Annotated in this window: 5 protein-coding genes; 4 read left to right on the top strand and 1 reads right to left on the bottom strand. The window is 71.2% G+C overall.

The window, feature by feature from the left end; genetic code table 11:
* Positions 1 to 225 precede the first annotated feature (225 nt).
* Both ACTHNQ_RS05770 and ACTHNQ_RS05775 read left to right on the top strand, forming a co-directional pair.
* Positions 226 to 1245, top strand: coding sequence for a LacI family DNA-binding transcriptional regulator (locus ACTHNQ_RS05770; protein ID WP_018173815.1), 1020 nt, complete (start codon positions 226 to 228; stop codon positions 1243 to 1245).
* Between the two features lie 34 nt (positions 1246 to 1279).
* Positions 1280 to 2506, top strand: a complete 1227-nt coding sequence (locus ACTHNQ_RS05775) for an amidohydrolase (RefSeq protein WP_440331911.1) — start codon at positions 1280 to 1282, stop codon at positions 2504 to 2506.
* A gap of 44 nt (positions 2507 to 2550) precedes the next feature.
* On the opposite strand, the gene ACTHNQ_RS05780 is transcribed toward ACTHNQ_RS05775, so the two are convergent.
* A complete protein-coding gene (locus tag ACTHNQ_RS05780; RefSeq protein WP_440331913.1) occupies positions 2551 to 3609 on the bottom strand; it encodes a VanZ family protein in 1059 nt (352 codons plus the stop codon).
* Between the two features lie 75 nt (positions 3610 to 3684).
* Here ACTHNQ_RS05780 and ACTHNQ_RS05785 point away from each other — a divergent pair, with 75 nt between their 5' ends.
* Both ACTHNQ_RS05785 and ACTHNQ_RS05790 read left to right on the top strand, forming a co-directional pair.
* The gene (locus ACTHNQ_RS05785) at positions 3685 to 5835 is read left to right on the top strand and encodes an APC family permease (protein ID WP_440331915.1); all 2151 of its coding nucleotides are present in this window, start codon (positions 3685 to 3687) and stop codon (positions 5833 to 5835) included.
* A gap of 73 nt (positions 5836 to 5908) precedes the next feature.
* A partial coding sequence (locus ACTHNQ_RS05790; RefSeq protein WP_440331916.1) for an aminotransferase class V-fold PLP-dependent enzyme occupies positions 5909 to 7020 on the top strand: 1112 nt, incomplete at its 3' end.

Genomic DNA, 7020 nt, shown 5'->3' on the forward strand with positions numbered 1-7020 from the left:
AGGGCTACGGAGCGGATGCCGTCGCATTCCGCAACGGGAATGTCACGGTCGTGGCGAACACCGGTTCCGAGCCTGTCGCGCTGCCGAGCGGTATCGTGATCGCGGCGAGCGGTCCCGTCACCGACGTGATCCCCGCCGACACCGCGGTCTGGGTGGCCGACCAGCACTGACGGGCGGCGGCGGCCGCCGGCATCCTTCTCCTTCTCTCGAAAGCCAGGTGACGACGTGGTCAGCATCGACGAGGTCGCCCGCGCGGCGGGCGTCTCGACGGCGACCGTCTCGCGCGCGCTGAGCGGGCGCGGCCACGTCTCGGCCGGCGCGAAGGCGAAGGTCGAGGCGGCCGCGAAGGACCTCGGGTACGTCGTGTCGGCGTCGGCATCGAGCCTCGCCTCGGGCCGCACCCGCAACATCGGCGTGCTGGTGCCGTTCCTCGACCGCTGGTTCTTCTCGACGGTGCTCAGCGGCATCGCGTCGGCGCTCATGCGCCGCGGCTACGACATCACGCTGTACAGCCTGACCGCCGACCGCGGCGAGCGGCACGACGTGTTCGACACGTTCCTGCGCCGCGGCCGCGTCGACGGCGTGATCGCGATCTCGCTCGAGCTCGGCGACGAAGAGACCGAGCGGCTCGTCGAGCTCGACCTGCCGGTGATCGCGATCGGCGGCCCGAACCCCCGCCTGACGACCCTCACGGTCGACGACGTCGCGGTCGCACGCCTGGCCACGGAGCACCTGCTGGCGCTCGGGCACCGTGAGATCGCGCACATCGGCGCGAGCCCCGAGTTCGACATCGACTTCCACATCCCCACCCAGCGCCGCCAGGGCTTCGAGCAGGCGCTGGCGGATGCCGGCATCGAGGTCATCCCGTCGCTGTTCGAGCCGGCCGACTTCACGATCGAGGGCGGCTTCCGCGCCGCCAAGCAGCTGCTGGGCAAGCCCGGCGGCCGTCCGACGGCCATCTTCGCGGCATCCGACGAGATGGCGATCGGGGCGCTCCTGGCCGCCCGCGACCTCGGCTACCGCGTGCCCGAGGACCTGTCGGTGATCGGCATCGACGGCCACGAGCTGGGCGAGTTCTTCCGACTGACGACCGTCGACCAGTTCCCGATGGGCCAGGGCGAGCGCGCCGCGGACGCGATGCTCGCGGCGTTGGAAGCGGCCGAGGACGAGGCTCCGACGCACCGGCCGGGCGAGCTGCCGTTCGAGCTCATCGTGCGCGGCTCGACGGCACGGCTGCCCGGCTGACAGCGCCATCGGGCCCGAGGCTAGGCTCGGGGTCATGACGATCGACCTCGAAGCGCTGTACATCGATCTGCACCGGCATCCGGAGCTGTCGTTCCAAGAGACGCGTACGGCGGGGGTGATCGCGCAGCACCTGACCGACCTCGGCATCGAGTTCGAGGAGGGCATCGGCAAGACCGGCGTGGCGGGCGTGATCCGCAACGGCGAGGGCCCCGTCGTGTGGCTGCGCGCCGACATGGACGCGCTGCCCGTGCCCGAGCAGACAGGCCTGGAGTACGCCAGCACGGCCCGCGGCACCGACCCGGCCGGCAACGACGTGCCCGTGATGCACGCGTGCGGCCACGACATGCACGTGACGGCGATGCTGGGCGCGCTGGAGCGCCTGGTCGCCACGAAGGACGAGTGGTCGGGCACCGTCGTCGTCGTCTTCCAGCCCGCCGAGGAGTACGGCTCGGGCGCCCAGGCGATGATCGCCGACGGCGTGCTCGACCGGTTCCCGAAGCCCGACATCGTGCTCGGCCAGCACGTGACGCCGCTGCCCGCGGGCACGATCGGCGTGCGCAGCGGGACGCAGATGGCCGCCTCGGACGGGCTCACCGTCACCCTGCTGGGCCGCGGCGGCCACGGGTCGCGTCCGCAGGCCACGATCGACCCGATCGTGATGGCGGCGGCCACCGTCATGCGGCTGCAGACGATCGTCTCGCGCGAGGTCGACCCCCGCGACGTCGCGGTGGGCACCGTGGGCTCGATCCATGCGGGGCTGAAGAACAACATCATCCCGGCCGAGGCGAAGCTCGAGCTGAGCCTGCGCTACCCCGACGACGAGGCCCGCGCCCGCGTGCTCGAGAAGGTGGAGCGCATCGTCCGCGCCGAGGCGCAGGCGTCGGGTGCCGAGGAGCCGCCGGTCATCGTCACCGACCACTCGCTTCCCCCGACGATCAACGACGTGGCGGCGACCGCGCGCCTGACCGCCGCGTTCGACGCGGCGTTCGGCGACGGCACGGTCATCGACCCCGGCATGTTCACCGGCAGCGAGGACGTGTCGTGGTTCGCCCGCGAGGCCGGGGTGCCGCTCGTCTACTGGTTCTGGGGCGGTGTCGACCCCGCGGCGTTCGCGAAGGCGTTCGCGGCGGGCACCGTAGAGAAGGACATCCCCACGAACCACTCGCCGTTCTTCGCCCCGGTGATCCAGCCGACGCTGAGCCGCGGCGTCGACGCGCTCGTGGTCGCCGCGCGCGAGTTCCTGGGCACGCCTGCGGCGTAGTCGAGAGGATGCCGGCGGCCCCGGCCGCCGGCATCCGCAGTCCGTCAGAGCTCGGCGGGCTCGCGGGCGTCGACGAGGCGCTGACCCGAGACGATGCCCGGAAGACCCCGGCGGTCGTCCGTGGTGAGGACGAGCACCACCGAGACGACCGCGAACGCGCCCGTCACGATGCCCCACGGGCCGGGGAGGGCGCTGAGTACCAGGTAGCCGCCGATGCCGCCGAGGAACCGCAGCGTTCGCGCGAGCGCCGGGGGCAGCTGTCCGCCGGTGTACCGCAGCTGCACGGCGTGATCGCCGATGGTGCGGCCGGTGGCGAGGGTCACCGCGAGCCACACCACGATCGTGACCGCACCTCCGACGACGGAGGCGGCGGTGCCCTCGTGGACGGCCCGCTCGGCGCCCAGCGCGTACAGCAGCAGCTGGAACGCGACGTCGACCGAGGCGGCGAGCAGCCACGCCGCCAGCACGTCGCACAGCATCGCGAGGAAGCGGCGGCGGCGGGTGATGGGGCGCGGGGACTCGGCGTCGGCGAACTTCGGCGTGCCCCAGTGGCGCCGGGGCACGGCGAGCGCGAGCACGGAGCCGACGAGGGCCCCGAGCGTGTTGGTCAGCAGGTCGTCGACGTCGAACACCCGGTACGCGCACGGGTAGAGGCCCCACACACCGGTGAGCTGGGTGGTCTCGATGAACGCCGAGACGCCGAGTCCCACGAGGAGGGCGGTGGGGATGCCGCGACCGCCGAGGACGCGCACGAAGAACCCGAGCGGCACGAACAGGAGGACGTTCAGCAGCAGCTGCAGCATGGCGGGATCGGTCAGGGTACGACCCGGCCGGGCGAGCGCTCCGCGGATGTCGCCCACGAACGCCCACACGTCGAGGTTGACGCCCGCGCACCGGATCGTGTCGGGGTCGGGCAGCGGCAGCAGCGTGTACGTCCAGATCGCCATGAGATACACGAGCGCGGCGCCCCACAGCACGAACCGGCCGACGCCGAATCCGCCGCGGCGCCGGTAGCTGACGGCGACGAAGGGGACGAAGAGGAAGACGCCGACAACGAGGCCGGCGGCGATCGCGAGCACCCCGAGAATCACCTGCTCATCCACCGTTCGAGTCTCTCAGAGGGCAGCGCCGTATGGATTCCGTGAGGATGGCTGTCCGGATGCGTCCTCACGGTTTCCATGCGGGTAACATCGCCCGCCGTGACGAACGAAAGCCGCGAGCAGTCGGTCGATGAGGCGCCGATCGCCAAGCGCCTCATCCTGGGGGATCCGCTCGCCTCGACCGACTCCGACGAGCACCTTCTTCCCAAGAAGCTGGCGCTGCCGATCTTCGCCTCCGACGCGCTGTCGTCCGTCGCGTACGCGCCGCAGGAGCTGCTGCTCATCCTCATGACCGGCGGCCTGGCGTTCCTCGCCTTCGCGCCGTGGATCGCCGCGGCCGTCGTCGTGCTGCTGATCGTCGTCGTGATCAGCTACCGCCAGCTCATCAAGGCCTACCCGTCGGGCGGCGGCGACTACGAGGTGGCCCGCAAGAACCTCGGCGAGATCCCCGGCGTGATCGTGGCGGCGGCACTGCTCGTCGACTACGTGCTCACCGTCGCCGTGTCTGTCGCGTCCGGTGTCGACAACATCATCTCGGCGCTGCCCGGCCTGAACCCCTGGCGCGTCGAGCTGGCGGTCGGCTTCGTGATCCTGATCGTCATCATCAACCTGCGGGGCGTGCGCGAGGCATCCCGCGCGTTCGCGATCCCGACGTACGTGTTCATCGGCTCGGTCGGCGTCATGATCGTCGTCGGCCTGTTCGAGATCGTGACGGGCAATGCTCCGATGGCCTCGAGCGCCGGGTACGAGGTCGAGACCCAGAGCCTCACGCAGGCCGCCGTCATCCTGCTGGTGCTGCGCGCGTTCTCAAGCGGCTGTTCCGCCCTGACCGGTGTCGAAGCGGTCTCGAACGGCGTGCAGGCCTTCCGCCGCCCGAAGGTGAAGAACGCGCAGACGACGCTCGCCATGATGGGCGGCATCGCGATCCTGCTGTTCACGGGCCTCACCGCGATCGCGCTCGTGTCGCAGGTCCACTACGCCGAGAACCCCTGCGACCTGGTCGGCTTCGACTGCTCCAACCCGCAGCCGAGCCTCATGGCTCAGGTGTCGTCGGCCGTGTTCGGCATGAACTCGATCCCGTTCTTCATCATCCAGGCCGCGACCGCGGTCGTCCTGCTGCTGGCGGCCAACACGGCGTTCAACGGGTTCCCGCTGCTGGGCTCGGTGCTCGCGCGGGACGGCTACGCCCCGAAGGCGCTCAACACCCGCGGCGACCGCCTCGTGTACTCGAACGGCATGATCATCCTCGGCCTCATCGCCATCGGGGTGCTGATCGTCTACCAGGCCAATCTCACGAACCTCATCCAGCTGTACATCATCGGCGTGTTCGTCTCGTTCACGATCGGCCAGATCGGCATGATCCGGCACTGGACCCGCGGCATCCGCGAGATCGGGCGCCTGCCCGCCGACCAGCGCGGCTCGCAGGCCGTGCGCGGCGAGCTGTTCGGGCTGCGCAAGGGCCTCTTCATCAACTCGCTCGGCGCCACGATGACGGCGTCCGTGCTCGTCATCGTGACGATCACGAAGTTCACCCACGGCGCGTGGCTGGTGTTCCTGGCGATCCCGATCCTGTCGTTCCTGATGGTGGGCGTCCACCGCTACTACCGCGACGTCGAGCACGAGATCGCGATGGACGACCAGACCCATTTCGGCTCGTCCGGCGATGTCGCGATCATCCTCGTCAACAAGCTGCAGAAGCCGGTCGTGAAGGCCGTCGACTACGCCCTCGCCGCCAAGCACGACAAGACGTTCGCGGTGCACATCGCAGTCTCGAAGGAGGACACCGAGGCCATCGAGGCCGAGTGGCGCAAGCACCGCATGCCGATCCCGCTGAAGATCATCGAGTCGCCGTACCGCACGTACGCCGGGCCCATCGCCGAGTGGGTGCGCAAGTACCGCGAGGAGCACGGCTCGTCCGTCGTCACCGTGTACCTGCCGCAGTACATCGTCGGGCACTGGTGGGAGGGCATCCTCCACAACCGCCGCGCACGCCGCATCGCACAGCAGCTGATGCTCGTCCACGGCGTCTCGATCACGCTCGTGCCCTGGCTGCTCGACTCGTCGGAGCTCATCTACGGCCGCCGCTCTCGCGTGCTGCCGGGCGACGAGCGCGCCGGCCGCGGCGGCCAGCACACGATCCCGGTCGTCGAGAGCCGCGGGCGCCGTGCCGTCCGCCCCGCCGGCCCGCCGGCGCCGGCCGAGAAGACCGACACCTCGTCACAGGCCTGACGCCCGGAGAGCGGATGCCGGCGGCCGCCGGCCGGACGACCCGCGACGCCGGCATCCCGCGTAGCCTTAAGGGGTGACCTCTGCACCCGCTCCCTCGCCGGCCGCGCTGATCGACGCCGACGCGGTCCGCGCCGACTTCCCGATCCTCGGCGAGCGTGTGAACGGGCAACCCCTGGTGTATCTGGACTCGGGTGCGACGAGCCAGAAGCCGCAGGCGGTCATCGACGCCGAGGTGTCGTTCCTCACCCGGGCCAATTCGGCCGTCCACCGGGGCGCGCACACGCTCGCGGCAGAGGCGACCGAGCTCTTCGAGGACGCCCGCACGGCGGTCGCCGGCTTCGTGGGAGCACCGGCCGAGCAGCTGGTGTGGACGAGCGGCGCGACGGCGGGCCTCAACCTCGCCGCGTACGCCATCGGCAACGCGTCGGTCGGCCGCGGGGCGCCCGAGAGTGCGCGGTTCGCGCTGCGCCCGGGCGACGAGATCGTGGTGACCGAGATCGAGCACCACGCCAACCTGATCCCCTGGCAGGAGCTCGCCGCCCGCACGGGCGCGGTGCTGCGTCACATCCCGGTGCACGACGACGGCACGCTCGACCTCGAGGCCGCCGCGGCGCTCATCGGAGACCGCACCCGGGTGGTGGCGTTCACCCACGTGTCGAACGTGCTGGGCATCGTGAACCCGGTGGCCGAGCTCGTCGCGCTCGCCCAGGGCGTCGGCGCCACGACCGTGCTCGACGCCTGCCAGTCCGCGCCGCACCTGCCGCTCGACCTGCCGGCGCTGGGCGTCGACCTCGCCGTGTTCTCGGGCCACAAGATGCTCGGCCCGTACGGCATCGGCGGACTCTACGGTCGCGCCGACGTGCTCGAGGCGCTGCCCCCATTCCTCACCGGCGGCTCGATGATCACGACTGTCACCCTGGACGAGGCGCAGTACCTGGCGCCGCCGCAGCGGTTCGAGGCCGGCACGCAGCCGGTGTCTCAGGCGATCGCGCTGGCCGCCGCCGTCCGGTACCTCGACGGGCTCGGGATGGATGCCGTCCACGCGCACGAGAAGGCGCTCGAGGCGCGCCTGGGCGAGGGCCTGCGCGCGCTCCCCGGCATCCGGCTGCTCGGCGACGCGTCCGGCGCCGAGCGCGTGGGACTGTGGGCGTTCGACGTCGACGGCGTGCACGCCCACGATGTGGG

This window comes from Microbacterium sp. (genome assembly GCF_051953575.1).
GTDB lineage: Bacteria > Actinomycetota > Actinomycetes > Actinomycetales > Microbacteriaceae > Microbacterium.